The 22,261-nt window shown below is 68.5% G+C and carries 25 protein-coding genes; 12 read left to right on the forward strand and 13 right to left on the reverse strand.

All coding sequences use genetic code 11. The features are described from left to right. Positions 1-52: 52 nt before the first annotated feature. Complete coding sequence (locus I8920_RS00380; protein WP_198657247.1) at positions 53-1,180, forward strand: substrate-binding domain-containing protein; 1,128 nt, start codon at positions 53-55, stop codon at positions 1,178-1,180. Positions 1,181-1,246: 66 nt separating this feature from the next. Here I8920_RS00380 and I8920_RS00385 read toward each other — a convergent pair whose 3' ends face one another. Further along, positions 1,247-1,519 (reverse strand): hypothetical protein, encoded by a 273-nt coding sequence (locus I8920_RS00385; RefSeq protein WP_198657248.1) that lies wholly within the window; start codon positions 1,517-1,519, stop codon positions 1,247-1,249. Between the two features lie 123 nt (positions 1,520-1,642). After that, the gene (locus I8920_RS00390) at positions 1,643-2,863 is read right to left on the reverse strand and encodes a beta-ketoacyl-[acyl-carrier-protein] synthase family protein (RefSeq protein ID WP_198657249.1); all 1,221 of its coding nucleotides are present in this window, start codon (positions 2,861-2,863) and stop codon (positions 1,643-1,645) included. A gap of 54 nt (positions 2,864-2,917) precedes the next feature. Between I8920_RS00390 and I8920_RS00395 the strand changes: the two genes are divergently transcribed. After that, positions 2,918-3,529: a TetR/AcrR family transcriptional regulator gene (locus I8920_RS00395; RefSeq protein ID WP_198657250.1), complete on the forward strand. Its 612-nt coding sequence runs from the start codon at positions 2,918-2,920 to the stop codon at positions 3,527-3,529. A 70-nt stretch (positions 3,530-3,599) separates the two neighbouring features. On the opposite strand, the gene I8920_RS00400 is transcribed toward I8920_RS00395, so the two are convergent. The 3 genes from I8920_RS00400 to I8920_RS00410 form a co-directional block, all read right to left on the reverse strand. Continuing rightward, the gene (locus tag I8920_RS00400; protein ID WP_198657251.1) at positions 3,600-3,818 is read right to left on the reverse strand and encodes a hypothetical protein; all 219 of its coding nucleotides are present in this window, start codon (positions 3,816-3,818) and stop codon (positions 3,600-3,602) included. A 1,489-nt stretch (positions 3,819-5,307) separates the two neighbouring features. After that, positions 5,308-5,979 carry a hypothetical protein gene (locus I8920_RS00405; RefSeq protein ID WP_232832770.1) on the reverse strand — a complete coding sequence of 224 codons (672 nt, stop codon included), beginning with the start codon at positions 5,977-5,979 and terminating at the stop codon, positions 5,308-5,310. Positions 5,980-6,004: 25 nt separating this feature from the next. Beyond that, positions 6,005-6,616, reverse strand: a complete 612-nt coding sequence (locus I8920_RS00410; protein WP_198657253.1) for a hypothetical protein — start codon at positions 6,614-6,616, stop codon at positions 6,005-6,007. A 320-nt stretch (positions 6,617-6,936) separates the two neighbouring features. Here I8920_RS00410 and I8920_RS00415 point away from each other — a divergent pair, with 320 nt between their 5' ends. Further along, positions 6,937-8,088 carry a hypothetical protein gene (locus tag I8920_RS00415; protein ID WP_198657254.1) on the forward strand — a complete coding sequence of 384 codons (1,152 nt, stop codon included), beginning with the start codon at positions 6,937-6,939 and terminating at the stop codon, positions 8,086-8,088. Positions 8,089-8,488: 400 nt separating this feature from the next. Beyond that, positions 8,489-8,995 carry a hypothetical protein gene (locus I8920_RS00420; protein WP_198657255.1) on the forward strand — a complete coding sequence of 169 codons (507 nt, stop codon included), beginning with the start codon at positions 8,489-8,491 and terminating at the stop codon, positions 8,993-8,995. A 3-nt stretch (positions 8,996-8,998) separates the two neighbouring features. Here the strand turns inward: I8920_RS00420 and I8920_RS00425 are convergent, their stop codons facing one another. Continuing rightward, a complete protein-coding gene (locus I8920_RS00425) occupies positions 8,999-9,343 on the reverse strand; it encodes a helix-turn-helix domain-containing transcriptional regulator (RefSeq protein WP_198657256.1) in 345 nt (114 codons plus the stop codon). Between the two features lie 306 nt (positions 9,344-9,649). Here I8920_RS00425 and I8920_RS00430 point away from each other — a divergent pair, with 306 nt between their 5' ends. Genes I8920_RS00430 through I8920_RS00440 form a run of 3 tightly spaced genes read left to right on the forward strand, consistent with a single transcriptional unit; the run spans position 9,650 to position 10,359 of the window. After that, positions 9,650-9,847 (forward strand): hypothetical protein, encoded by a 198-nt coding sequence (locus tag I8920_RS00430; protein ID WP_198657257.1) that lies wholly within the window; start codon positions 9,650-9,652, stop codon positions 9,845-9,847. After that, positions 9,848-10,183, forward strand: a complete 336-nt coding sequence (locus I8920_RS00435; protein WP_198657258.1) for a hypothetical protein — start codon at positions 9,848-9,850, stop codon at positions 10,181-10,183. It abuts the gene before it with no gap. Beyond that, the gene (locus tag I8920_RS00440; RefSeq protein WP_198657259.1) at positions 10,180-10,359 is read left to right on the forward strand and encodes a hypothetical protein; all 180 of its coding nucleotides are present in this window, start codon (positions 10,180-10,182) and stop codon (positions 10,357-10,359) included. The genes I8920_RS00435 and I8920_RS00440 overlap by 4 nt, the downstream gene beginning before the upstream one ends. Before the next feature lie 352 nt (positions 10,360-10,711). Here the strand turns inward: I8920_RS00440 and I8920_RS00445 are convergent, their stop codons facing one another. The 6 genes from I8920_RS00445 to I8920_RS00470 all read right to left on the reverse strand — a co-directional run bounded on the left by I8920_RS00445 (position 10,712) and on the right by I8920_RS00470 (position 15,969). After that, the gene (locus I8920_RS00445; protein WP_198657260.1) at positions 10,712-11,029 is read right to left on the reverse strand and encodes a hypothetical protein; all 318 of its coding nucleotides are present in this window, start codon (positions 11,027-11,029) and stop codon (positions 10,712-10,714) included. 48 nt (positions 11,030-11,077) lie between these two features. Beyond that, on the reverse strand, positions 11,078-11,305 hold the full coding sequence (locus I8920_RS16315; protein ID WP_332873166.1) for a GNAT family N-acetyltransferase: 228 nt from the start codon (positions 11,303-11,305) through the stop codon (positions 11,078-11,080). Between the two features lie 439 nt (positions 11,306-11,744). Further along, positions 11,745-12,620, reverse strand: coding sequence for an HIT family protein (locus I8920_RS00455; protein ID WP_198657261.1), 876 nt, complete (start codon positions 12,618-12,620; stop codon positions 11,745-11,747). Between the two features lie 5 nt (positions 12,621-12,625). Continuing rightward, positions 12,626-13,108 (reverse strand): TIR domain-containing protein, encoded by a 483-nt coding sequence (locus I8920_RS00460; protein ID WP_198657262.1) that lies wholly within the window; start codon positions 13,106-13,108, stop codon positions 12,626-12,628. Between the two features lie 336 nt (positions 13,109-13,444). Continuing rightward, positions 13,445-14,647, reverse strand: a complete 1,203-nt coding sequence (locus I8920_RS00465; protein ID WP_198657263.1) for a lipopolysaccharide biosynthesis protein — start codon at positions 14,645-14,647, stop codon at positions 13,445-13,447. Positions 14,648-14,658: 11 nt separating this feature from the next. Next, a complete protein-coding gene (locus I8920_RS00470; protein WP_198658556.1) occupies positions 14,659-15,969 on the reverse strand; it encodes an MATE family efflux transporter in 1,311 nt (436 codons plus the stop codon). Between the two features lie 171 nt (positions 15,970-16,140). On the opposite strand from I8920_RS00470, the gene I8920_RS00475 reads away from it, so the two are divergent. The 4 genes from I8920_RS00475 to I8920_RS00490 all read left to right on the forward strand — a co-directional run bounded on the left by I8920_RS00475 (position 16,141) and on the right by I8920_RS00490 (position 19,154). Further along, positions 16,141-16,398 carry a hypothetical protein gene (locus tag I8920_RS00475; RefSeq protein ID WP_198657264.1) on the forward strand — a complete coding sequence of 86 codons (258 nt, stop codon included), beginning with the start codon at positions 16,141-16,143 and terminating at the stop codon, positions 16,396-16,398. 15 nt (positions 16,399-16,413) lie between these two features. Beyond that, positions 16,414-17,733, forward strand: a complete 1,320-nt coding sequence (locus I8920_RS00480) for an MFS transporter (protein WP_198657265.1) — start codon at positions 16,414-16,416, stop codon at positions 17,731-17,733. A gap of 81 nt (positions 17,734-17,814) precedes the next feature. Further along, a complete protein-coding gene (locus I8920_RS00485; RefSeq protein ID WP_198657266.1) occupies positions 17,815-18,390 on the forward strand; it encodes an RNA polymerase sigma factor in 576 nt (191 codons plus the stop codon). Continuing rightward, positions 18,390-19,154 (forward strand): hypothetical protein, encoded by a 765-nt coding sequence (locus tag I8920_RS00490; protein WP_198657267.1) that lies wholly within the window; start codon positions 18,390-18,392, stop codon positions 19,152-19,154. The genes I8920_RS00485 and I8920_RS00490 overlap by 1 nt, the downstream gene beginning before the upstream one ends. Positions 19,155-19,317: 163 nt before the next feature. Here the strand turns inward: I8920_RS00490 and I8920_RS00495 are convergent, their stop codons facing one another. Beyond that, entirely contained in the window at positions 19,318-20,655 is a 1,338-nt protein-coding gene (locus tag I8920_RS00495; RefSeq protein WP_198657268.1) for a uracil-xanthine permease family protein, read from the reverse strand. A gap of 82 nt (positions 20,656-20,737) precedes the next feature. Between I8920_RS00495 and I8920_RS00500 the strand changes: the two genes are divergently transcribed. After that, a complete protein-coding gene (locus I8920_RS00500; RefSeq protein ID WP_198657269.1) occupies positions 20,738-22,246 on the forward strand; it encodes a hypothetical protein in 1,509 nt (502 codons plus the stop codon). Positions 22,247-22,261: the final 15 nt, after the last annotated feature.

Here is a 22,261-nt window from a genome sequence, read left to right on the forward strand (position 1 = left end):
GTTGCGTTGGTCGAATCGATTCGACCGCTCGTTCCGGCTACGCTAACGGGCGATGGACGAACCGGCAACAGGGCGCGGCGCGTCGCTCCCCGGCGACGGCGCTGCTCGTCGACCGCGCCCGACGCTCGCCGCGGTCGCTCGCGCCGCCGGGGTCGCGCCCTCCACGGCCTCCCTCGCGTTCAGCGGCCTGGGCCCGGTGTCCGAGGACGCCAAGGCCCGCGTCCTCGCCGCCGCCGCCGACCTCGGGTACGGCGGCCCAGATCCCCGTGCGCGTTCCCTGCGCCGCGGTCGCTCCGGCGTCATCGGCGTCGTGATGGACGAGCGCCTGAGCGATGCCTTCCGCGACCCGGTCAACGTCCTGACGCTCGACGGCATCGCCGAGGTCGCGGGTGCCGCCGGTGCCTCGCTGCTGCTCGTGCGGAGTCCGCTCGACGACGAGCAGGGCGCCGGCCCGCTGGTCGACGCCCCGATGGACGCCGTCGTGCTCGTCGGGTGCAACGTCCGGATCGACCCCGCCGTCGCGGTGCTGCGTCGTCGGCAGATCCCCGTCGTCGCGATCGAGGCGGACGAGATCGAGGGCGCCGTGCCCGTCCAGCTCGACAACCGGGATGCCTCACGCCGTGCTGCGGAGTACCTGCAGGGGCTCGGCCACCGGGACGTGACCGTCGTGACCCTGCCCCTCGATGCCGCGCGTCGCCGCGGGCCGATCGATGACGACCGCTTCGGCTCGGGCATCGCGTTCACGACGCTCGAACGGCTGCGTGGTGTGCGGGAGGTATACCCCGCTGCGATCGCCATCGAGACCGCCGGCAGCTCGGTGGAAGAGGGGCGTCTGGCCGGGACCGCCTTGTTCGCGGCGGACGGACCCCGCCCCACCGCCGTCGTCGCGCAGAGCGACCTGATCGCCGTCGGGGTCATCTCGGCCGCGCTCGACGCCGGGCTCCGTGTCCCGGAGGACGTCAGCGTCGTCGGGTTCGACGGGATCACGGTGGACGACAGCCTGCTCCACCGCACCCCGATCCGGCACCTGACCACCCTGGTGCAGCCGTTCGTGCAGAAGGGCCAGGCCGCCGCTCGTGCCGCCCTGGCCATGCTCGAGGGGGCGGAGCCGCAGCCGGCGTCGTTCACGTCGGAGTTGCGGGTGGGGGACACGACGGGGCCGCCGCCCCCTTCGCGCTGACCCCACGTCGTCCGAATCCGCCATACCGAGGACCCGGCGCACGGTGGACCGGTTCCGTGTGCGCTTTCATCGTCCGAATCTGCCTGTGGTGCGCTTGGCCTCCCAGCGGTCGAGCTGGTGCAGCGTGTTCCGGGTATGACCGACTGCCAACATCGCTTCCTTGATGCGGGCAATCGAGAGGTCTTCGGCGGCAGCGCGGTCGAGCAGCCTCGGCATCATCTCGTCGGTCTGTCCGTTGCGATCCCACCCGTTGTTACCGATGGTGTGCAGCGTTTCAAGGAGGTCATGCTGGGCTTTGGTGAACCCGACCCATGCGAGCTCAGCCGGCGGAGGTGTCATGACTCCGATTCTCGACCTCGCCGCGTCGCACGTCGACGATCTGGAGCTTCGCCGACTGTCCAGCGAACTCTGCCCACTCGGCAGCGTCTCGTCAACCGATCGGCCACCGGACGTCTCAGCTGCTCAGGCGATTGTGAAGACCAGGGATGCGTTCTGTCCACCGAATCCGAACGAGTTGTTCAGCGCCGCGCGCATCGGAGCGCGCCGAGCAGTGCTCGTGACGACGTCGAGGTTGACCGCGGCGTCGAGCTGATTGAGGTTCCTCGTCGGCGGAACCGTCCCCGTCTCGAGCGCGCGGAGGGTGAGGATCGCTTCGACGGCGCCGGCTGCACCGAACATGTGCCCGATGGAGCTCTTGGGGGCAGTGACGAGCGCGTGTGTCCCGACGGCTCGGCGGATCGCGGCGGCTTCCCCGATGTCTCCGATCGGCGTGCCGGTCGCGTGCGCGTTGACGTGATCGACATCCGTGCCGGTGAGCCCGGCCATCCGTATGGCGGCGGTCATCGCGCGTTCCTGCTCGCCGCCGCTTTCCAGGGGTGCGGTGATGTGGTGTGCGTCGGACGTGATGCCCCAGCCGGCGAGCGTTCCGTGGGAACGCTGACGACGCGCCGCAGCGTGCTCGTCTCGCTCCAGGACGATGAAACCGGACCCCTCACCGAGAACGAACCCGCGACGATCGACATCGAACGGGCGGGAAAGGGTCTCCGGGTCGTCATCGCCGGGCTTGGCGAGTGCCTGCGACTGCGCGAACGAGGCCATCGTCACCGGAGTCACCGCGGCCTCGGTTCCCCCAGCGATCACGACATCCGCCTCGCCCGTCGCAATCAACCGCGCAGCGACAGCGATCGCCTCAGCTCCGGACGCGCATGCCGAGACCGTCGTGTAGGCACCAGCGCGAGCGCCGTACTCGATGCTGATCTGCGCCGCAGCAGCATTGGCCATCAGCATCGGCACTGTGCGCGGCGACACCCGCCGGGCACCACTGGCACCGAGGATGTCGTGGGCGTCGAGAAGTGTTTCGATGCCGCCGATACCGGTGCCGACGACCACCGCGAGTCGATCGCCGTCGACGTCCGGTGATCCGGCATCCGACCACGCCTCTGCTGCGGCGACGAGCGCGAGCTGCTGATTGCGATCCAACCGGTTTGCCCGGACCCGTCCGAGCGCTCCGTCGGCGTCGAGCGCCGCGGGTGCCCCGACCCGGATCGGCAAGTGCTCCCACAGCGGGCCCTCGCGGTCGAGCTGGCGAACGCCGGACCGACCTGCGAGGAGCGCGTCCCAGAGGGGTTCAACGCCGTGGCCAAACGGCGAGACCGCGCCGTAACCCGTGACTGAGATTTCCACGATACTCCTTCTTGTACGTTGAACAAGTTGAGTTGTATCACGTACAATTTGTGTGTGGCAAACACGGTCGACCCTGGCACACGACGAGGCGCAGCGACGCGCGCGCGCATCCTTGCTGCGACGGCAGGGCTCTTGAGTGTGAGCGGATCGCGCAACCTTACGGTCAGCGAGATCGCCAGGGCGGCCGGGGTGTACCCGAACCAGATCACGCACCACTTCGGGTCGAAGGACCGGCTGGTGCTGGACGCCGCTTTCGCACTGTTCCTGCGCGACACCAGCCGACTCCAAGCGGCCGGACGCCGTGCCGTAGGCGCTGAGCAGTTTCGCGAGGTTCTTGCCCGGACCGCGCTCGCGATGCCGTCAACGGTCACCGTCGTGCAGGCGCTGGCCACTACCGGTAGCGACGCGGCACAGCGCGAGCGCGTCAGGCTCCTGCTCGCCGTCCTGTTCCGACAATCAGAGCGCTACCTGGAGCGCGTGATCCGGGAGCAGGGCTGGACGAGCGCGTCCGGTGTCGACAGGGACGCGCGGACGTTCTGGAGCACGGTCTTCGGCGCGACCTTGCTCGTATCCGCGGGCGTCAGCGGCAGTGCAAGCGACCTCAACCTCGCCGCGACCCTCTCCGTCACCGACCCTCTACAGCAATCAGCCATCGCGTCTCAGTAGCCGATCGGCTAACGAAATGGGTTGTGAGGGCCACGTCTGACCGAGCGCAGCGTCGACGCGAACAGCAGTACTAGCGCGGACCGCGGCGCGACATCCTCCAGAGCCAGAGGGCTCTCCCGCCACCGAAAAGGACACACCCGGCGCCGACGCCTATGCCGCCCACGCCGGAGATGTCTGTCAGAGCCCCGAGGGCGGCAAACACCACTATCGCGACGCCGCCGTAGGCAGCGAGAGATCCCATGGCGCGCAGCTCTTTTGTGTCCTTGCCCTTACCAGAGTCTTCGGTCACGGGTGCAGCCTGCCACGTGCTGGCGTTACGTGCAGCGCTGTGCAACCGTAGGACGGACACGCTCAGGACGAGTCCTCGTTCGCCGCCGCGTGGATCAGACTCAGAACAGACCGCTCGAAGTCCGACAGAAGTGAATTGGGCGCGGGCAGTCCAGTCCGATTGCCGGCATGTGATTCGGACCTCAGTGCGGTTCCATCAGGGGCAGTTCGGCCGGCTCGATCACCGATCGGTCATCGGACGCCTTCTCCGCGGAGCTCATCCGTCGAGCGAGTAGGCCCAGCCAATCGTAGAAAGGCCCGCGGCAAACAGAGTCGCGGCTCCTGCCCAGAACCAGGGAGCTCCTGGTCGGCTGGTCAACCGACCTCGTCCGAACCCGTACTCGCGGATCGTCAGCACAGTCGCACGTACGAGCAGCCCCGCTCCAACGAGCCCGACGAGCACAATGGCAGACCAGATCCACCAGGAAAACGTCATAAGTCGAGCATGCCCCACTCGCGACTGATGCCCGTCGTGACCGATGACCGATCGGCTACCGGACAGCGAAGGCGTGACTGTGCACGCTGATTTGCGTTGCTGAGCGAACTCGAGCACCGGCGGGTCGATGAAACAAGAACGGCTGAGCATCGCGTTCCACTCATACGCGAGAGTGTTCCGGTCCCGCTTCATTACGGCAGATTCGAGCCCACCGCGACGCGTCGGAATGAAAGCACAACAGGTGTTGCCTAAACTGATCGCATTACCCGGATCGCCACGCCCTCGACGCATCCTCCACCGCGGCCCAGGTGCTCGACGGCGTCGATATACGCGGCCAGCGTGTCCTGGTGACCGAGGGAGCCTTGGGAATCGGCGCGGCCACCACCGAAGCGTTGGTTCGTGCGGGAGCGTCGGTCGTCGTCGCACTCCGGCAGTCCGCGCAGGGGGAAAAGCTTCCGTCGCTGCGCTCGTTGAGTCATGGACGGGCCCCTGCGCGTCGTGGTCGGCAATGCCGGGGTCATGGCGACCCCGGAGACCCGCACCGCACACAGTGTGGTGACCGGCGGAACTTACGATCACGACCCGCGAGAGCGCACCGCGTTGCGCAGCACCGTCCTCGTGGGGCGTCCCGCAGCCCGGTGGTGAGGGCGTGATGTCCCAGCTTTCAGCTTCCGCTGCATCCTCGGTCATGTGGGACGGCGGGGCACCGAAAGGCTTCTGGGTTTCTGGCCGAACTGACACCAGCACGAAGTTCAATGTGATCGCACAGGCTCCCGCTTTCGTCGCGCGCACTGGAGTTTGCATCAACGGCAGCATCACCAACGGTGGAGTCTCAACGACCGTGGCCTACAGCAAGACGGTGCAGGCGGGATCAGGGTCTCAATAAGGTGAATTTAATCAGGTGCACGAATTACTGGTGATCCACCCCTATCTACGACGGACCAGAGGGGCCGTCGTAGCGCTTGATCCGTCCGACGAGCCTGCCCAGGCTCCCGGCCCGTCGGTCGTTGTGGGCCTACCTAAACTGTGGGCCCGGCCCCGCGGGCCGTGTCTCTGCTGCGAGGATGAGCTTTGCGGTTTCGACCCATTCACGGCCGAGCGTCCGGTAATGCTTCTTCTCGTTCCGGTTGAGGCCGGCTCGGTCGGGAATCAGATCGAACGCGTCCCGGATTGCGTCTGGGATATCGGACTTCTCGCCGGCGGTCGCCGCGATCATGACCGCGGCCACGCCGTCACCGGTGCCGCCGCTGTCGATGAGGCGGACGAGTTCCCGGGCGTCTTTGTAGCCCTTCTCCGTGTCGGGGCGGTCGAGGAGAGCGGCGAACTTCGTGGCGATGTGTGCGTCGAGGGTCAGCATGAGCCAGTTGGCGGAGCGGACTGGCTCAGTGTGTTTCGTGAGCTCCGCGACGTCGAGCAGGAGCCGGTTGCCGAGGCGGGGTTCGTAGGGGAAGTACGCGTCGACGTGGACACCGTCGATGCTTCCTGCCGCCTTCGTGCTGTTGCTGAGCCGGTGGTTCTCTTGGTAGCCGTCGAGTCTGTCTCGCAGCGTGGGTCGCAGGCCCTGGTCGGCGATGATCAGGTCGACGTCGTGGCTGATGTCACCGCCGACGCGCAGGTGCGTGGCCCAGCCGCCGATCAGGATTGACGGATCTAGGTCGTAGCCAAGGGAATCGACGATCGCGCGCACCTGCGCCCCCCGTTCGTGTGACTGATCAGGCATGAGCGTCCTTCTGGTCCCACTCCCGCTCGTGCAGGAGCTTCTCACGCATCGCTATGCGGAACTCGCTTGCCGCCCAGCCCGGGGTAGCGAACAGGTCGGCGTAAGTTTGCGCGACGCTGCTGTAGCCGGTCCACTTCCGGGCAGCACGGCGGTCCATCGCGATGACGCGGACCTCTTCACCCTCCGGAAGGTCGGCGCCTGCCAATCGGGATTCGGGCAGGTAGACCAAGTGCTCGGAGAAGTCGGAGACGTGCCAGCCGGAGAGGTGCACGTTCGCTGCGTCCGGCCCGCCGAGCGCATACGGACCGCCCGCGGTGTCCAGGAACGGCTGGACGCCTGCCACCGTCGTCCGCGCGAGTGTGTCCTTCTCGAGGTTCCGGGCTGCGCAGAGCAGGGTGAGCGCCTTGTCGACACTTACCAGCGCGAACCCACCGCTGGCGTACTTCGTAGCGGCACCGATGCTGCTCAGACGGTTCAGTGTCAGGTACGCAGACGACTCGGGGACACCGGCCTCGAAGGCAAGGTCGCCGGCGTTGTCCCAGCGACGCGTGCCTCCGAGGGCAGCGTCGACGAGCGTCCGCAGGACGAGCTCGTTACTCCGCACACCACACCTCCAGAAAGTATGGAACCGATGCTACAGGTTTTCTGGGACCGGCGCTACAGGACTTCTGGGATCGGGTGCCGAGGAGGAGGAGGAGGAGGAGGCGGCCGCCGATCGGCGACCGGCGACCGGCGAGGCATGCTCAACACGAGCAACGGGTCCTCCCGAAACCGGTGCGCTTGCCCAATTCCGGGCGGGCGAGCTCATGCCGATAAAGTCTCGCTGTGTTCATGGGGCGAGGTAATTGGGGTCAGCGCGCGACAGATCAGACAGGGCATGCGAACGGTAGCGCGGCGCAGGGCCGGCGCCGGCGTGCCTCAGGCGTGGACTCGTCGGTCCTTGAGAAGGTGCGCCGCGCGAACATTAGGAAGGCTGCCAATCAGGGCGCCGGGATCGCCACTGGCTCTGTCCTCCTGGTTCTCGTGGTCACCACATCCACCACGGCATTGCTCGACCCCAGCCTCAACCGGAGCGCGCGGATGCTGAACGCTATCGGGGATCTCGGGATGGCGCTCATCGACGATGCCGGATGGTTCCTCCCGCTCCTGTGCGCCATGTTGCTCGGCATCATCGGCCTGCTGCTCGGGCAGTCCAAAGACGCGGCGAAGGATGATGGGGCACTGCGGCTTCGGCGTCGGCTCGCACTCTCCGCGTGGGCCATTGCGGGCATATGCGTGGCGCACCTCGCCATAGTCGTTATTGCGGTCGTGGAGTACCACCGCGTCGCACCGCACCTGTGGTCCGCCGCCGTCACCACCGTGCTGCTCACCGGAGGAGCACTCTGGATCGGCATCATCGTCCTTGGGACGAGCCACGAGCAGCTCCGGCTGACTCGAAGTCAGGCGCAGCTGGTCGAAGCCGACCTCCGACACAACCCCTCAGATGTCCGCCCAGCTTCCGGGATGCGCCGCGGTCTTCTCCTCATAGCGGCGGTGTCTGTCATCACCTCAGTGTGCAGCATCGTGGTCTCGACGACGCTTCGGCTCACAGCCGATCTCCCGGCCGCGATCATCTCTGACTTGCTCATCGCACTCATGTGGAGCGCAGCCATGTTTGGACTATGCTGGCTCGCCGCTCTGATTGGCCGCCCGGTCTCGAGCCGCGTCCTGATCATCGCTGGCGCAGTCCTGCCGACCGCCCTGTGGGTCGCGACCGTGACACTCGTCGCCGACATTTCAATCACAGAAAGCGCGGTCGACGGCTTAGTGGTGGTGCTCGTCCCCTCCGCTGCCGCGGTCATGCCGCGCACCTGGTTCAGAGGATGGACCTACCAGGACGCGGCACTCAGGATGCGGCGACGTGGGCTCCTTAAACAGTCCGTAGAGCTGTTCGAGACCGAGGCGCATCTTCTCTCGGCGATTCAGGCAGAGCGGCCTCTCCTCGCTCGACTGCTACAGGTCCGGTCGGATCGCGAAAAGCGTGCGCGGGCGTGCTTGTGCCAGGAACGACGAGCCGAGCTTGCCGGCGTCCGCTGACGTGACCGAGCAGCGTCGGGGCCGCTGACGATCGGAAGCGCGCGTCGTGCCGCCTGTTGCCCGCGATGAGGCGGGTCACTCTACAAAGCTCCGCCACGCGCTCTCTGGTGCTAAGTGTTCGCTACGAGCCATTCCTAGCGGCTGGCTTCTTGGAAGCGCGCTTCTTTTTCTCGGTCGGGTCCTCCCCGACAGGCCACCCATGCAATACGCGGGCCTGGCGGTGCATGGTGATCGGCGTCGCACGCATCGATGGAGCCGATCACGTCGAGCATCTGGCCCGCGACACAGTGACTATGTCCGCCGATTGACGCGGGTAGGTCTGCCTGATCCACCGCGGCGAGTCGGCGGCTACCGATACGCTGACCGGAGGCGCGGGGGAACGCTGACGGTCGGAGGGGCGATGGCAGACAGAGGATCGAAACGGTCGAAAGCGACCAGCGCGCCGCCACCGCCACCGAAAGTGAAGCCGTCGCCGAATGACTCGCACGACGTGGTGTTCTTCCGTCGTCATGCGGACGACGACCCGAACGAGCTGGCTCCGGGGATGGCCGAACTGGAGTCGTGGCCGAAGAGCGTTCGGTCGAAGGTGACGGCAGTCATAGCCGCAGTCGCCGGCGCACCGCCGATGCGCTTCTCTGGTGGCGGTTACTGGGAGGCGATGAAGGGGGACATGAAGGGCTGGTTCGAGGTCCGGGTCGATGGTCCGAACCGCGAGCACTTCAGGCTGTTCTGCTTGCTCGACTACGAAGCCGTCGACGACAACGGTGATCCCGTCGGCAAGCCGTACCTGACGATCATCGACGGCCGCCGAAAGGCGTTCAAGACGACCATCTCGGCCGCCGAATACGCGAAGGTGAGTGCGCTCGGCGATGAGTACAAGCGACGGAATCCTCGATCCGTCGTGTAGTGATTACGCGGCAGCCGCGGCGCGCATGGGGTCGGTGATCTCCGCCCGCTCTTCTGGTGCCATCTTCTGCAGCGTGATGCGGTAGCCGAGAGCCGCGGCCACCTCGGCCACTGTCGTGACCGTGGGGTTGACGGTGTCGGCGCTGAGAAGCCGGCGCACCGCGGCGGCCTGCTTGCCCGTCGCCTTCGCGATCTGCTCTCGTGTCACACCTTCTGCCGTCGCTGCGTCTCGGAGCACGTTGACGATCGCGTCGATCGTCCTGATGCGGATCGTGTCCGCGGCGTACATGCGCGCGAACTCCGGGTCCTGCATCTCCTCTGCGAGGTTGTCCCAGAATGCTCCGGTCATCGTGCCTCCTCGGTTCAGGTCCGATCGTTGCCGAACAGCAGCGGTCGGTGCGTAACGTTCATGTTACACCGTGCGGACTGGTCCGCGCGGGTCCCGACAGTCCGAACTTTCGGCACGGTGACTGCCGCATACCAAACATGTCGATCCGCTGCGCCGGTGGAGTCCGAATCCGTCGCTCAGGAGCTGCGCAGACGGCGGTCGAGCGCGCCATCTGCGCCGAGCTGCGCGCGTTCTGCGCAGAACTCGTCCCAGGGATCTTCGTGTGGGCCGCGTCCCGGGCCCGCCCCGACACGAAACGGGGTGGACATGACCGACACAGACCTGCCGATTGACCGCGAACTAGACGCACCGGAGGCACCGAGCGCCGAAGACATCGCGCGGACCGAACGAGGACTGCAGCGCATCTCCGACCTCGACCAGGTGCTCAGGCGCGCCTACCTGACCTACGAAGGGCAATCCCTCGTCGTCGCAGCCCTCGCCCGCGACGCCATCGAGCGGGCGTAAGTGTTCATCCGCGACGCCGGCATCGACGCCGAGCATCTGCTCATCGACCCGGTCGTCACCATCCCGCTGCCGCTCTCCCTCGTCCCGGACGACGAGACCGAACCGCTGCGATGGCCCGGCACCGTCCCCACGATGCTCTGGCACCCGCTCGCATGGCTGCCCGAACGGCTCTCGCAGCCGCTCACCGTCACGATCGACGACGGTGAGGAGGTCACGGAGACCGATCAGGAATGGGCAGTGCGCGTCGCGCTGGAGCTGCAGACGTCGTCATCCGCGGCATGCTCGCCGAGGTCGTCGTCCCGCCTCGTTCCGACGACGTCCCAGACCAGTCGGTGATCGATGATGCCCTCTCCGACTTTGAGGACCTCCTCGACAGCGTCGCGTCCGGGCGCGTGCTCGAGGAACGGTTGAACTTCTTCTTTGGCCGGGGAGCGCCGATTGAGTTCGACTTCGACCTTCGGGAGATCATCGATGACGAGGCCATCTACAGCCTTGCCGTCTTCTTCGGCTAGTGAGTTATGTTCTCAGTAAGGACTTCGTCATCCGTCCTGAGGGGCAGAGCAACGCCCATCCGGTCCTGGGTGTCGACGCTGCTACCGGCCAGCTAACGCTCAGCGCGAGGTCCATCATCGTCGTCATCGGCGCACAGTTCGGCTGGAGATAGGGTTAGCGCCGACGCCCTCCCGCTCCTATCAGTCGAGCCTTCGACGTCCGGTAGCCGAGCGCCAATGAGACGCTTCGCTAGTCGCGGGCGGTCATCGTCGCTGCCCTCTCCCGCGTCCGCTCGACGACCGACTATCGGGCGCCCTCAACGCCTCCGCGAGCGGCCGAGTGCTGGTTGCATGCCGAGCCAGCAGAGAGGCGTCACTGCAATAAGGACTGCACCGCGTTCCACAGATCGAACTGCTTACCGCCCGCGAAGAACGCGCCGGCCTTCTTGTACCGGTAGTTCGTCGCGCCAGGCAGACCTGCGCCGAGCAACCGAACACTGCCGACCAGGCGGCCATCGTCGGCGCTCGTCACCTTCCAGTCCGAGGGGGGTCCGACCGGTGGTCCTTCACAGGTGACCACATAACGGTGACCGGTATCGGTCTCAACTTCGAACCGGTGTACATGATCGAGGCCGGTGTCACGGTCCTGAGCTCGGCCCTGCACTGTCACCGATCTGATGTTCGCCTGCACCGCTCAAGCTTGCTCGCTCGTCGGGTCCGGTGAACGGATAGGGATCGACTAGCGGACGCGCGCCATCATCTTTGACGGGTCAGCTAGGGGTCCGAAGCCGTACTGCGCGTAGAGCCCGTGCGCGTCTCCTGTCGACAGGAGTGTGCGCTTCAGGCCGAGAGGTTCAAGGTCGTCGATGACCGCAGCGACAAGCATCTTGCCCACTCCTCGCCCACGTACTTCCGGCGCAACGAAGACGTCGCAGAGCCAGGCGAAGGTCACGCCGTCAGTCACCACTCAGGCGTAAGCAACCTGCTCACCGGTGTTCTCGTCGTAGACGCCGTAGTTCCGCGACCCGTCGATGGCGGCGTCTTGTGTCTCACGAGAACGTCCTTGTGCCCAGTGCGACTGCTCACCCAACCAGGCGTGCACCCGCGCTCGACTACGCGCGCCGTCTGGGCAGAGATACCGTACCGCTCGGTCATATCCTCACCGTAGTGACCCGTCCGCTTGTCGATCGGCTACCGAGCGCTGCGTAGCTCAAAGCAGACGATATCGACAGTTGAGCTGTCGGTGAGGGAGGCTTGCGGCGGAGTAAGCCCTCGCTGAGGTTGTCCGCGGTGTCGATGTTCTCCGCCTCGGTCGTTCACCGCGCCGTCGACGAGGGCCCCTCGTTAGGCCGTGGGACCTCTCCGTCCCCGCGGTGCAGCTTCCGTGGAGGCCACCGGGCTACCGCTCAGCAGCCACTCAAGATGTAGGTCACGAGAACTCCGCCGACCAGAAGGAGAGGGAGATAGAACGGGGCGATTGCCCAGGACTTCCAGTCCTGGGGGTCGGGCCAGTAGTTGACTTTCGTGCGGTCGGCGGGTGCGGCGAGGGTGGGATTCATTGAGAACGGTGGAACGGACCCGCCGCGGGCCACTTGGTCGTACAGAGCGCGAAAGGAGCGTTCCTGTTTGAGGTAGTTCGCGTCCAGCAAAGCAAACACCGCTACCGCTGCAATCCCCAGCGCGGCGATCGGCCAACTGTGCTGTACGAAAGCGTATCCGTAGGCGGCGATCATGATCGGCAGCAGCCACGTTTTCGCCGACGCAGACGCGGACGCCATCCTCGAGATAACACCCTGAATGAAGCCCAGGTGTTGACGCCGGTCTTCCGGGGAGCTCACCGGAAGCGGCGCCATGGAGGGCATGCTCTCAAGCTGATCCCGGATGGTCGCGGCGGTGACGTGCTGCTTATCTCGAGATTCGGCAGCTTTTCGTGGCCAGCGCAGAACCATGTTGTCTCGTCGCCACCGGGGCACCAAGTGCACGTGCACGTGATCAACTGTCTGTGACGCCGCAGCCCCATTGGACTGGATCACATTCAGCCCCTGCGGGTGAAGCGAATGTCGGAGCGCTTCCGCCACTGTAACGACTGTGCTCATTACCGCGGCCGCGTCCTCGCGCCCTAGATCCCATACACGAGAGACATGAGTCTTCGGGATGACGAGCGTGTGGCCTCGCGTCGCTGGTTCCAGGGGAACGAGCGCGATCGTCTCATCGTCCTCATAGAGGACAATGGCGTCCGGGTCCTCGCCCCGCACGATCCGGCAAAATGCACACTCATCCATCCAGATCAGGCCGTAGCGCCTTGACCGGACCAGGACTCGATCTTGTCGGCGAGATAGTTGTAGGTGGCTTTCGAGTCAATGTTCCCAGCCCAGTCCCGCTGGGTGGGGTCGAAGACGGGGATCCGGTGGCTGGGGACGTCGGCGATATCGAACGGGTTCGCACCCTCCGTGTCGACGGAGCCCATCGAGGAGACGCCATGAATGCGGATACCCAGCAACGGGCGGTTCTCGGCCCAGGCCTTCTCAATTTCATACCGCACCCACGGTCGCTGGGAGGTGTAGCGGCCGATCAGTACGACCACGGCCCGCTTGTACTTCATCTGATCGTCGATCCACTTCTGGATCGCGGCCTGACCCTGCGCCTGGACGCTCTCCCACTCTTGCGAGTTCAGGATCGGCTGCCCTTCGAGAGCGCCGATCTTCTCCACCAGCTGCACCCTGTGCACATCCTGCTTGTAGTGGAAGCTGTAGAACACCGTCTTGGCCATGGTTTCTCCTCACCTCATCGTGTGTCTGAGATCCTACGGTCGGCATCCGACACCAGCCTGGTCCATCGTTGCTGGATGCGACTGCGCGCCGGGCCGCGCGGGTCACGGCTTTTGCGCGCGGGCGCCGATCAGCCCACGTGGGCCGAGTCCTGCCAGTCCCCAGTCTCGCTCTGTCAGTTAGCCGGTCGTCCACCGCGACCTCCTCCCAGGTGGTCTGGTTCCCACGCCGTCCCTTACCTCTTGACCAAGGAATTCTCGAATAGCTGGTCCGCAATGATTCTCATTGAGGGGACGCTAAACGTCACAGCGCGCTGACGCTCCCCCTGCGTGCAGCGCTCACCGCCGCCACACCCCGACCCCCACCACCGCAACCAGGTTCACCGCACTCCCCACCAAGAACCCCGTGGTGCCACCCGCGACACCGGCGACCGGTCCGAGCACAGCCATGAGCCCCGCCCCGACGACGAACCCGGCGACCGAAGCCAGGGCGACCTGGCGTGAGCGTCCAGCGGCGAGCAGCAGCGCGGCGGGCACGAGGCCGACGGTGAACACCCACACCGCGACCATCAGGTACCGCAGGTCGGCGACTGCCGCGGCACCCTCGGCGGGGTAGACGATCGGCAGGAACCACCCGGCGAGCAGGGCGACAACGCCGAAGACGACGGCGGATGCCGCAGCGAACCCGACGACGAGCAGGAGCGACCCGCGGGACCGCAACGAACCACCACCGGTCCGGTGCGCGAACGCCGGCACGAGCACCTGCCCCAACGCCTGCCCGAGCATCGACGCGGGCGTCGCCAGGGTGAATGCGGCGGCGTAGACACCGGCGTCGTACGCCGACGCCGTCACCTGCGCCGAGATCATCGTCAGCTGCAGCAGCCCGTTCGAGGTCACCACCGCGAGCACGTTCCACGCCGCGAACCCGAGCACCCCGGCAGCGGGCTCGCGCGAAGCAGCAGCGAAGCCGTTCCCCCGCGGCCAGCACGCGATTGCGAACACCGTGTACCCGATGGCCAGGGGCAGCAGCACGAACGGCTCGAGGCGGGCGACGCACGCCACCACGAGCAACCCGAGCGCCAGCACGCTCGTCACCGAGTCCCACAGCGCGACCCGTGGTGCCCGGTCGTAGCCGAGCTGCGCACCGCGGGCGTAGCAGTAGAGGCCGTACCCGACGACGACCGCGGCACCACCGAGCACCATCCCGGGGCCGTTTCCCCAGGCCAGGGCGACCGGCACGGTCACCGCCGCGAGCACCACACTCGACACCAGCATCGTCATCCCGAGCAGCCGGTTCACCGCGGCATCGGAGCGCCGACCCCGCAGCGCGATCGCCAGGAAGCGGGAGGCAGTGTTGCCCGCGGCGTTCGGCCAGAGCAGGGCGACGAACACCGAGAGCGACAGCAGCGCCGTGGTCTGCCCGAGGGTCTCGGTGCCGAACACCCGACCGACGACGACGGTCACGAGCAGCTTCGCGACGCCCTGCACCCCGATGCCGACCGTGGCGAGCACGGCCGACGACGCCACGGAAGACGACGCCACAGAAGACCCGCTCACCGCGCCAACGCCTGTTCCACCCAGCCGCGCCGGTGCGCCCGCACCCCGAGCGTCACCGCCCGGACCCCGATGTACCCGAGGGAGAACACCGCCCACAGCCCCGCGAGCGTCCCGCCGGCCCACCACAGCAGCGGCAGGTACACGACCAGGTTCACGCCGCCGGCGATGGCCAGGTACCGCGCATCGCCGGCCCCGATCAGCACGCCGTCGAGCACGAAGACGTACCCGGCGACGGGCATCCCGACGGCGATGAGCACCAGCACGACGGGCAGGGCGTCCCGCACCGCCTGCGAGTCCGAGAACACCGGCCCGAGCACCCCGCTCACGGCCAGGGTCAGCACCCCGAGCACCACTCCACCGGCGATCCCGAGCAGCACGAGCCGGCGCGTCACCAGGCGCACTCGCTCCGGGTCGCGTCCGCCGAGTCCGTGCCCGACGAGTGCCTGCCCGGCGATCGCCAGGGCGTCGAGCGCGAACGCCAGTGTGGAGAACACCGTCAACCCGACCTGTGTCGTCGCCAGCCCGGTGGTCCCCAGCCCGGCGGCGGCCCCGACGGTCGCGAGCATCGCGATCCGCAGCGACGCGGTCCGCAGGAACAGCCACGCGCCCGACCGCAGTGCCCGCGCGACGCCCGAGGCGCCGGGTCGCAGCGGTGCCCCCGACGACCGCGCGGCCCGCACGGCGATGCGGACGTAGACGACGGCCATCGCCCACTGCACGATGACGGTGCCGGCGGCGGACCCCTCGACGCCCCAGCCGGCCCCGTAGATCAAGAGGGCGTTGAGCAGTCCGTTCGCGACGAACCCGACAGTCGCGACGACGAGCGGCGTCTTGGTGTCCTGCAGGCCACGCAGCAGTCCGGTCGAGGCGGTCACGACCAGGATGCCGGGCAGCCCGATCAGCGAGATCGTCAGGTACGCGGTCGCCGCCGCCGACACCTCGGCCGAGGCGCCGAACAGGTCGACGAGCGGCCCGGCGAGCGGCCACCCGACCAGCGCCAACACCACCCCCAGCACGAGCGCGAGCCACATCCCGTCGATGCCCGCGTGCACGGCTCCGCGACGGTCGCCACCACCGAGCGCTCGGGCCACGGCCGGTGTCGTCGAGTACGCCAGGAACACCAGCAGCCCGGTCACCGTCGACAGCACGGCACTCGCGAGCCCGACGGCCGCCAGCGGCGTCGCCCCGAGGTGACCGACGAGCGCGGTGTCGGTGAGCAGGAACAGCGGCTCGACCACGAGTGCGCCGAGCGCCGGCACCGCCAGCCGCACGATGTCGCGGTCGACCGCGCGCCGTTCAGCGGTCACAGCGGGTCGGGTGGGTCGGTGCACCGACCCATTCTGTCGGCGATGCCGACCCGTCGTGGTCGGCGAGCGGTGTGGGCGCGACCCCGAGACGGACTGGAGGCCCGTGGCGGCGCCACAACGGGCCTCCAGTCCGCCATCCCCGGGCCCTGATCGTGTCGCTATCGTGAGCGGGTGAAGCCGAGCAGACGCGAACGCCGTCTCCGCAACGTCCAGTCGCTGATCCTCGTCGGGTCGATGTTCGGAGTGGTCGCCCTGGCAGGTCTTGCCGGCTGGCTCGGTGCCCCGCAGTGGGCGGTCTCGCCGTTCGTCGGCATCGGCTATCTCGTCTGCTGGCAGGTGACGCTCAGGGCCGTACGGCGTCGCCGAGCGCTGTGGAACGACCACGCAGAGCGCTCACCCACCGGAACGGCCGCCGAGACGGACGGGTGAACGTACGTTGTGAGTATGCGTCCCGGTGTCGTGACCGTCCTCTGCCTCGTCCAGTTCGTCGACGTCCTCGGCGTGACGAGTGTGGTCACGGCGATCCCCGCCATCCTCGAAGGACTCAATGCGGATCAGGCTGCTGCTGGTCCGCTGGCCACGACGTACGCCATGTTCTTCGGGGCGATGCTCATCCTCGGCGCGCGACTGGGCGACCGCTTCGGGCATCGGAAGGTCCTGCTGATCGGGATCGCTGTCTTCGGCGCAGTCTCGATCATCGGCGGCACCGCACATACCCTCCCGCAGGTGCTCGTCGCGCGGGCGGTGCAGGGCGCCGCCGCTGCCGTGTCCGCGCCGTCGGCGCTCCGTCTGATCATCCACGCGACGGCGGACGGCCCGGCCCGGACGCGTGCGCTCGCCGCTTGGAGCGCTGTCGGCGCTGCGGCCGGTGCCACGGGGTTCCTCGTCGGCGGCCTGCTCACCGCAGCACTCGGATGGCCCTCGGTGTTCTGGGTCAACGCACCCGTCGCGGCGCTCCTGTTCGTCGCAGTCGTCGTCGTGGTGCGGGACGAGCCGGCCCGGCGGACTGCTGAACGTCTCGACGTCCTCGGTGCGCTCCTCCTCGTCGCTGCCGTGATGCCGGTCATCGCGGGGTTGTCCCTGTTGGAACAGCCCGCCACCAGCGTGCGCGGCACCGCGCTCTTGGTGCTCGGTGCCGCTGGCGCCGCGGCGCTGGTCTGGCGGCTCCGCAGCGCTCGATCTCCGCTGGTGCCGACGGGCGCGTTCCGCAGCAGGAACCTGCGCCGAGGAACGGTCCAGTCCTTCTGCAACACGGCGACCACCAGTTCGTCTTCGGTCCTGGCGACACTGGTGTTGCAGGACCGCCTCGGGATACCGGCGTTGCTGTCCGGCGTGGTGCTGATGGCGTTCAGCGTCGCCGTCGTCTGCGGGTCGGTCGTCACGGGTCGTCTTGCTCCCCGGCTCCGGCCGGACCGCCTGGCTGCCGTGGGGACCACGACGATCGCAGGCGGCAACGTCGTCCTCGCGACGCGCGGGCACGCGTGGCCGGGAATCGCCGCCGGTGTCGCCCTGGTCGGTTTCGGCCTCGCGGCAGCATCGGTCGCGGCGACCGGGCTGGGTACCAGTGTCCCCGGAGCGCTGGCGGGGAGTGCAGCCGGGATCGTGAACACCGGGGCGCAGCTCGGGACCGCTGTCGGAACGGCGCTCGTCATCCTCATCGCCACGGCGTCGAATGCGTCGGTCGGGTGGGCGGTCGCGGCTGCCGCGGCGCTGGTCTGCGCCGCCTGGTGCGGCCTTCGACAGCGATCGGACGGAACGAGCTGACGGAGCGCGTGCTCCTCGTGCTCGGATGAGGACTCCCCGGCCGGTCTGTAACGCTGGAGCCATGACCGGACACTCCAGAGTGTGAAGGACGAACAGGACGACAGCCCACTGTGGACACGGGCGGTCCACGATGACGGGGCTGCGTTCGCCGCGCTGTTCGACCGGCACCGACCGCGCATCTACCGGCGCGCGCTGACCCTGACGGCGAACGTGCACGACGCCGAGGACATCACGGCGGCGGCGTTCTACGAGCTCTGGCGCAAGCGCAAGAGCGTCACCCTCGTGGCGGGGTCCGTCGCGCCGTGGCTGCTGGTCACGACGGTCAACCTGACCCAGAACCACCGACGTGCAGCAGCCCGGTACCGGAAGCTCCTCGATGCGCTTCCGCGAGACGAGTCCCATGCTCCCGCCACGGATGCCGAGGACCTGGAGGCCCGCGAGCGGCTCAGGGCGACCCTCCGCGGCCTGTCGCCGCAGGATGCAGCACTGCTGGTGCTCACCGGGGTCGAGGCGGTGCCGGTCTGGCAGGCAGCGCAGGCGGTCGGTCTCGAGCCGCCGGCAGCGCGCGTGCGGCTGCACCGGATGCGGCAGCGCCTGCAACGTGACCTGCATGACCTCCGTCCCAGTGTCCGCAACGCACCGGAAGGCACCTCCTGATGACCAACGACATGCGCCCCGAAGCCGCTGCGGCCGTCCGTTCCGAGCTCGCGGCCATCGGTACCGGCCGGAGCGCCCTCCAGCGACAGCAACGACGAGCACGCATCGCGATCTCCGTCGCTTCCGTCGCGGCGGTCGCGCTGACGACCAGCGCTGCCGCCCTGGTCGCAGCGGGACTCCCGGGGACCACGACGACGGCAGCCGTCGGGCACACGACCACTGCGACGCACACCGGCCCGGCTCGGATCGACATCGGTGCGGCGCCCGACGACGCCGGGGCCGTGATCGTCGACATCACGTGCCGCAACGACGTCGGCATGGTCCAGGTGCCCACCGTAGGAGGCGGCGCATCCGGTCTGAGTTGTCGGGACGAGGGGACGATGCGCGTCGTCGACGGGCGGTTGCCGAAGGATGGGACTATGACGTTCAGCATCGAGGCGTCCGCGGGGACGACGTGGACGGCGACGCTGCAGTACGCCACCGCGGTCACGTCCGAGTGGGGAGTCAACGACAAGGGCCAGACCTACGGCGTGCCGAACGCGTCCGGTCACCCGGATCTCGTCCCGGGGACGGCGGACAACGGCCGCGAGGGCTGGGTCCTGTGGAGCGAGCCGGACGGCGGGGCCGTCTACGAGTCCGACGGCACGACGGTGGTCGGGCACTGGACTGCGGGGGTCGCCGACGAGGTCCCGCTCGACCAGCGGTACGTCGACGAACTGAACGGCGTGCAGACCGCGTCACCGTCGCCCGGCGCGCCCCGCTGAACCGGGCGGGGGGGCGGGTGGGACCGGAGCGACCGTCTGGGGGGCGTTCCGGTCCCACCCGCGCCGTGACGGACTGGAGGCCCGTGGCCGTGTCGACCACGGGCCTCCAGTCCGGTGGTCCCACGTCGTCGGGCCGGACGCACGTTCCGGGCGACGAACCGCGTCAGTCCCGACGCGGTTCGGCGGGGACGCCGCCGGTGGCGGCGTGTGCCGGGTCGGGAGCCTCGGTCGAGGGCTCGTCCGTGCCCCGGGCCCGACCGATCAGGTCCATCACGTGGTAGACGACGATCGCGGCGATCGTGCCGACGATGATGCCGCCGAAGCTGGCCTGGCCGAACCGGAACGTGAAGTCGGCGATGCCGATGATCAGGGCGATGCCCGCGGTCAGCTGGTTCTTCGGCTTCGCGAAGTCGACGCGGTTCTCGACCCAGATGCGGATGCCGATGACGCCGATCAGGCCGTACAGGGCGGTGGTGGCGCCGCCGAGCACGCCGGCGGGGACGGAGGAGATGACGGCGCCGATCTTCGGCGACAGGCCGAGCAGGATCGCGGCGATGGCGGCGACCCAGTAGGCCGCCGTCGAGAAGACGCGGGTGGCGGCCATGACGCCGATGTTCTCGCCGTAGGTGGTGGTGGCGGAGCCGCCGCCGACGCCCGCGAGGACGGTCGAGACGCCGTCGGCCAGGAGCGCGCGACCGGTGAGCGGGGTGAGGTCACGGCCGGTGAGCTGTCCGACGCCCTTGACGTGACCGACGTTCTCGGCGACGAGCGCCAGCACGACCGGCACGAAGGCCAGGTAGATCGCCAGCTGGCCCGGGTCGAACGCGGGGGCGGTGAACTCGGGCAGGCCGAGCCAGGGGGCGGCGTCGACCTTCGAGAAGTCGACCTGACCGCCGATCAGTGCGGCGACGTAGCCGACGAGCACGCCGATGACGATCGACAGTCGGCCGATCAGGCCCTTGAACAGGACGGTGACCAGGATGATCGCCACGAGGGTGATGAGCGCGATGACCGGGGCCGCCGTGAAGTTGTCGCGTGCCGCGGGGGCCAGGTTGAAGCCGATCAGTGCGACGATCGCGCCGGAGACAACCGGGGGCATCAGCCGGTCGATCCACCCGGCGCCGGCCAGGTGCACGACGAGCCCGACGATCGCGAGCAGGGCGCCGACGACGATGATGCCGGACAGGGCGAGCGGGATGCCGCCGATCTGGGTCGCCGCACCGATCGGGGCGATGAAGGCGAACGACGAGCCGAGGTAGCTCGGCAGGCGGTTGCCCGTGATGAGCAGGAACAGGATCGTGCCGATGCCGCTGAACAGCAGGGTGGTCGACGGCGGGAACCCGGTGAGCAGCGGCACCAGGAAGGTCGCGCCGAACATCGCGACGACGTGCTGCACGCCGAGGCCGACCGTCCGGCCCCAGGTGAGTCGCTCGTCCGGTGCCACGATCGTCGTCCCGGAGACGGTCTTGCCGTCACCGTGCAGCTTCCACGGAAGTCCCATGCGATGACCGTACCGGCGGGGGACCCTTCCGTCGATCTGGCGGCCGTGTATATGGTGTGTGGAGTACCGCAGGAGGAGAACCATGCACCTGCCCTTCCGTCCGACGACGCCGTCTCGGTCCCAGTCCCGGTCTCGGTCCCGCTCGCTGCTGGCGACGCTGTCCGTCGCCGTTCTGGCCTGCGCGAACCTGACCCTCACCAGCGTTGCGTTCGTGCCGACCGCCGGAGCCGCGTCCGCGTCGGCGCACGCGGCGACCACGGCCGCGGCCTCCGACACCGAGCTCACCGCGGAGGTGCGGTCGATCGACCACGGGCGCGGCATCGTCACGCTCGCCGGGAGCGCGCCCGCGGGTGACGTCGTCGACATCGACGGGCAGGACGTCGAGGCGACCAGCGCCGAGGCCGACGACGCCGGCGTGTGGAGCGCGGCGGTGCGTGTGCGGATCGGGGACCGGCTGCTCCACGTCACCTCGCGCGCGACCGGACGGACGATCGACGTGCCGGTGACGGTCCTCGTCCTGATGCCGCCGGAGATGGTGGTCACCGTCGACCGCTTCGCGCGCACTCTCGACATCGTCGGCACCGGCCACCCGGGGGCGCACCTCGTCATCAAGGACAACGGCACGACCGTCGGTGAGACGGATGTCGACGGCGACCGGCAGTGGGCCTTCGCGATGCGCGACCTGTCCTACGACGACCACCACATCGAGGCGTGGCAGTACTTCGACGGCACGCACAACGGCGGCGTCGACGAGGTCTTCCGCATCGAGGGAACCGCGGCCGTGACCGGGTCGTCGGCTTCCCGAGCCAGCGAGCGGATCACCCTCGTAGGACGGGCAGCGGCCGGGACGACGCTGCGCTTCGCCGACGACGAGGGCCGCCCCTTCGTCGACCGCGACGGGTCGCCGATCACCCTGACCACACCCGGCGACACGCACTGGACGGTGGACCTGCCCATCCCCGAGGACGCTCGGTTCGCCCGGGTGGTCGTCACCACCGCCGACGGGGACACCGTGCTGGGGTCGACGACGGCGAGCGTGATCGTCCCGATCGCCCTGTCCGCGGCCGTGCAGCAGGTCGACGGCGGCTCGGTGCGCCTGTTCGGCAGGGGCGAGATCGGGGCGACGGTCAGCCTCGAGGACGAGCGCGGCCGGCCCCTGCGTGACGCGGACGCCGAGCCGATCAGCACGACCGTCGGCCGGGCGTGGGAAATCGTGGTCCCCCGTGCGGTGCTGCCGGCGGACACGGTCGTCGTGCGGCAGCGCATCGACGGGGCCGACCAGGGCCGCGTGCGTCTGCGCCTGCCGGAGCTCCCGGTGCGTCCGGATCCAGGGACGGACCCCGGCACCGATCCAGGCACTGTGCCGGGCACGGTGCCGGGCGACGGACACGGGCCCGCTGACGGTCCCACACCTGCGGTGTCGAGACCAGGCGTGGCGGCGTCGACGGGAGGGTCCACGCCCGGGCACCTGGCGTTCACGGGCGCGGACCCCGTCGGTGCGCTCGGCGCGGCCGGCGTCCTGCTCGCCACCGGCCTCGGTGCCACCGGTGTCGCACGGCTGCTCCGCACGCGTCGGGACCGCCGGAACTGACCGACGCGGGCACGG

This window comes from Curtobacterium sp. YC1 (genome assembly GCF_016267665.1).
Taxonomy (GTDB): Bacteria; Actinomycetota; Actinomycetes; order Actinomycetales; family Microbacteriaceae; genus Curtobacterium.

Excerpts from the sequence above, each read along its gene's own strand:
- I8920_RS00380 (WP_198657247.1), top strand. The coding sequence starts at position 53 with ATGGACGAACCGGCAACAGGGCGCGGCGCGTCGCTCCCCGGCGACGGC.
- I8920_RS00385 (WP_198657248.1), bottom strand. The coding sequence starts at position 1,519 with ATGACACCTCCGCCGGCTGAGCTCGCATGGGTCGGGTTCACCAAAGCC.
- I8920_RS00420 (WP_198657255.1), top strand. The coding sequence starts at position 8,489 with ATGGCAGACAGAGGATCGAAACGGTCGAAAGCGACCAGCGCGCCGCCA.
- I8920_RS00425 (WP_198657256.1), bottom strand. The coding sequence starts at position 9,343 with ATGACCGGAGCATTCTGGGACAACCTCGCAGAGGAGATGCAGGACCCG.
- I8920_RS00430 (WP_198657257.1), top strand. The coding sequence starts at position 9,650 with ATGACCGACACAGACCTGCCGATTGACCGCGAACTAGACGCACCGGAG.
- I8920_RS00455 (WP_198657261.1), bottom strand. The coding sequence starts at position 12,620 with ATGGATGAGTGTGCATTTTGCCGGATCGTGCGGGGCGAGGACCCGGAC.
- I8920_RS00460 (WP_198657262.1), bottom strand. The coding sequence starts at position 13,108 with ATGGCCAAGACGGTGTTCTACAGCTTCCACTACAAGCAGGATGTGCAC.
- I8920_RS00480 (WP_198657265.1), top strand. The coding sequence starts at position 16,414 with ATGCGTCCCGGTGTCGTGACCGTCCTCTGCCTCGTCCAGTTCGTCGAC.
- I8920_RS00490 (WP_198657267.1), top strand. The coding sequence starts at position 18,390 with ATGACCAACGACATGCGCCCCGAAGCCGCTGCGGCCGTCCGTTCCGAG.
- I8920_RS00495 (WP_198657268.1), bottom strand. The coding sequence starts at position 20,655 with ATGGGACTTCCGTGGAAGCTGCACGGTGACGGCAAGACCGTCTCCGGG.
- I8920_RS00500 (WP_198657269.1), top strand. The coding sequence starts at position 20,738 with ATGCACCTGCCCTTCCGTCCGACGACGCCGTCTCGGTCCCAGTCCCGG.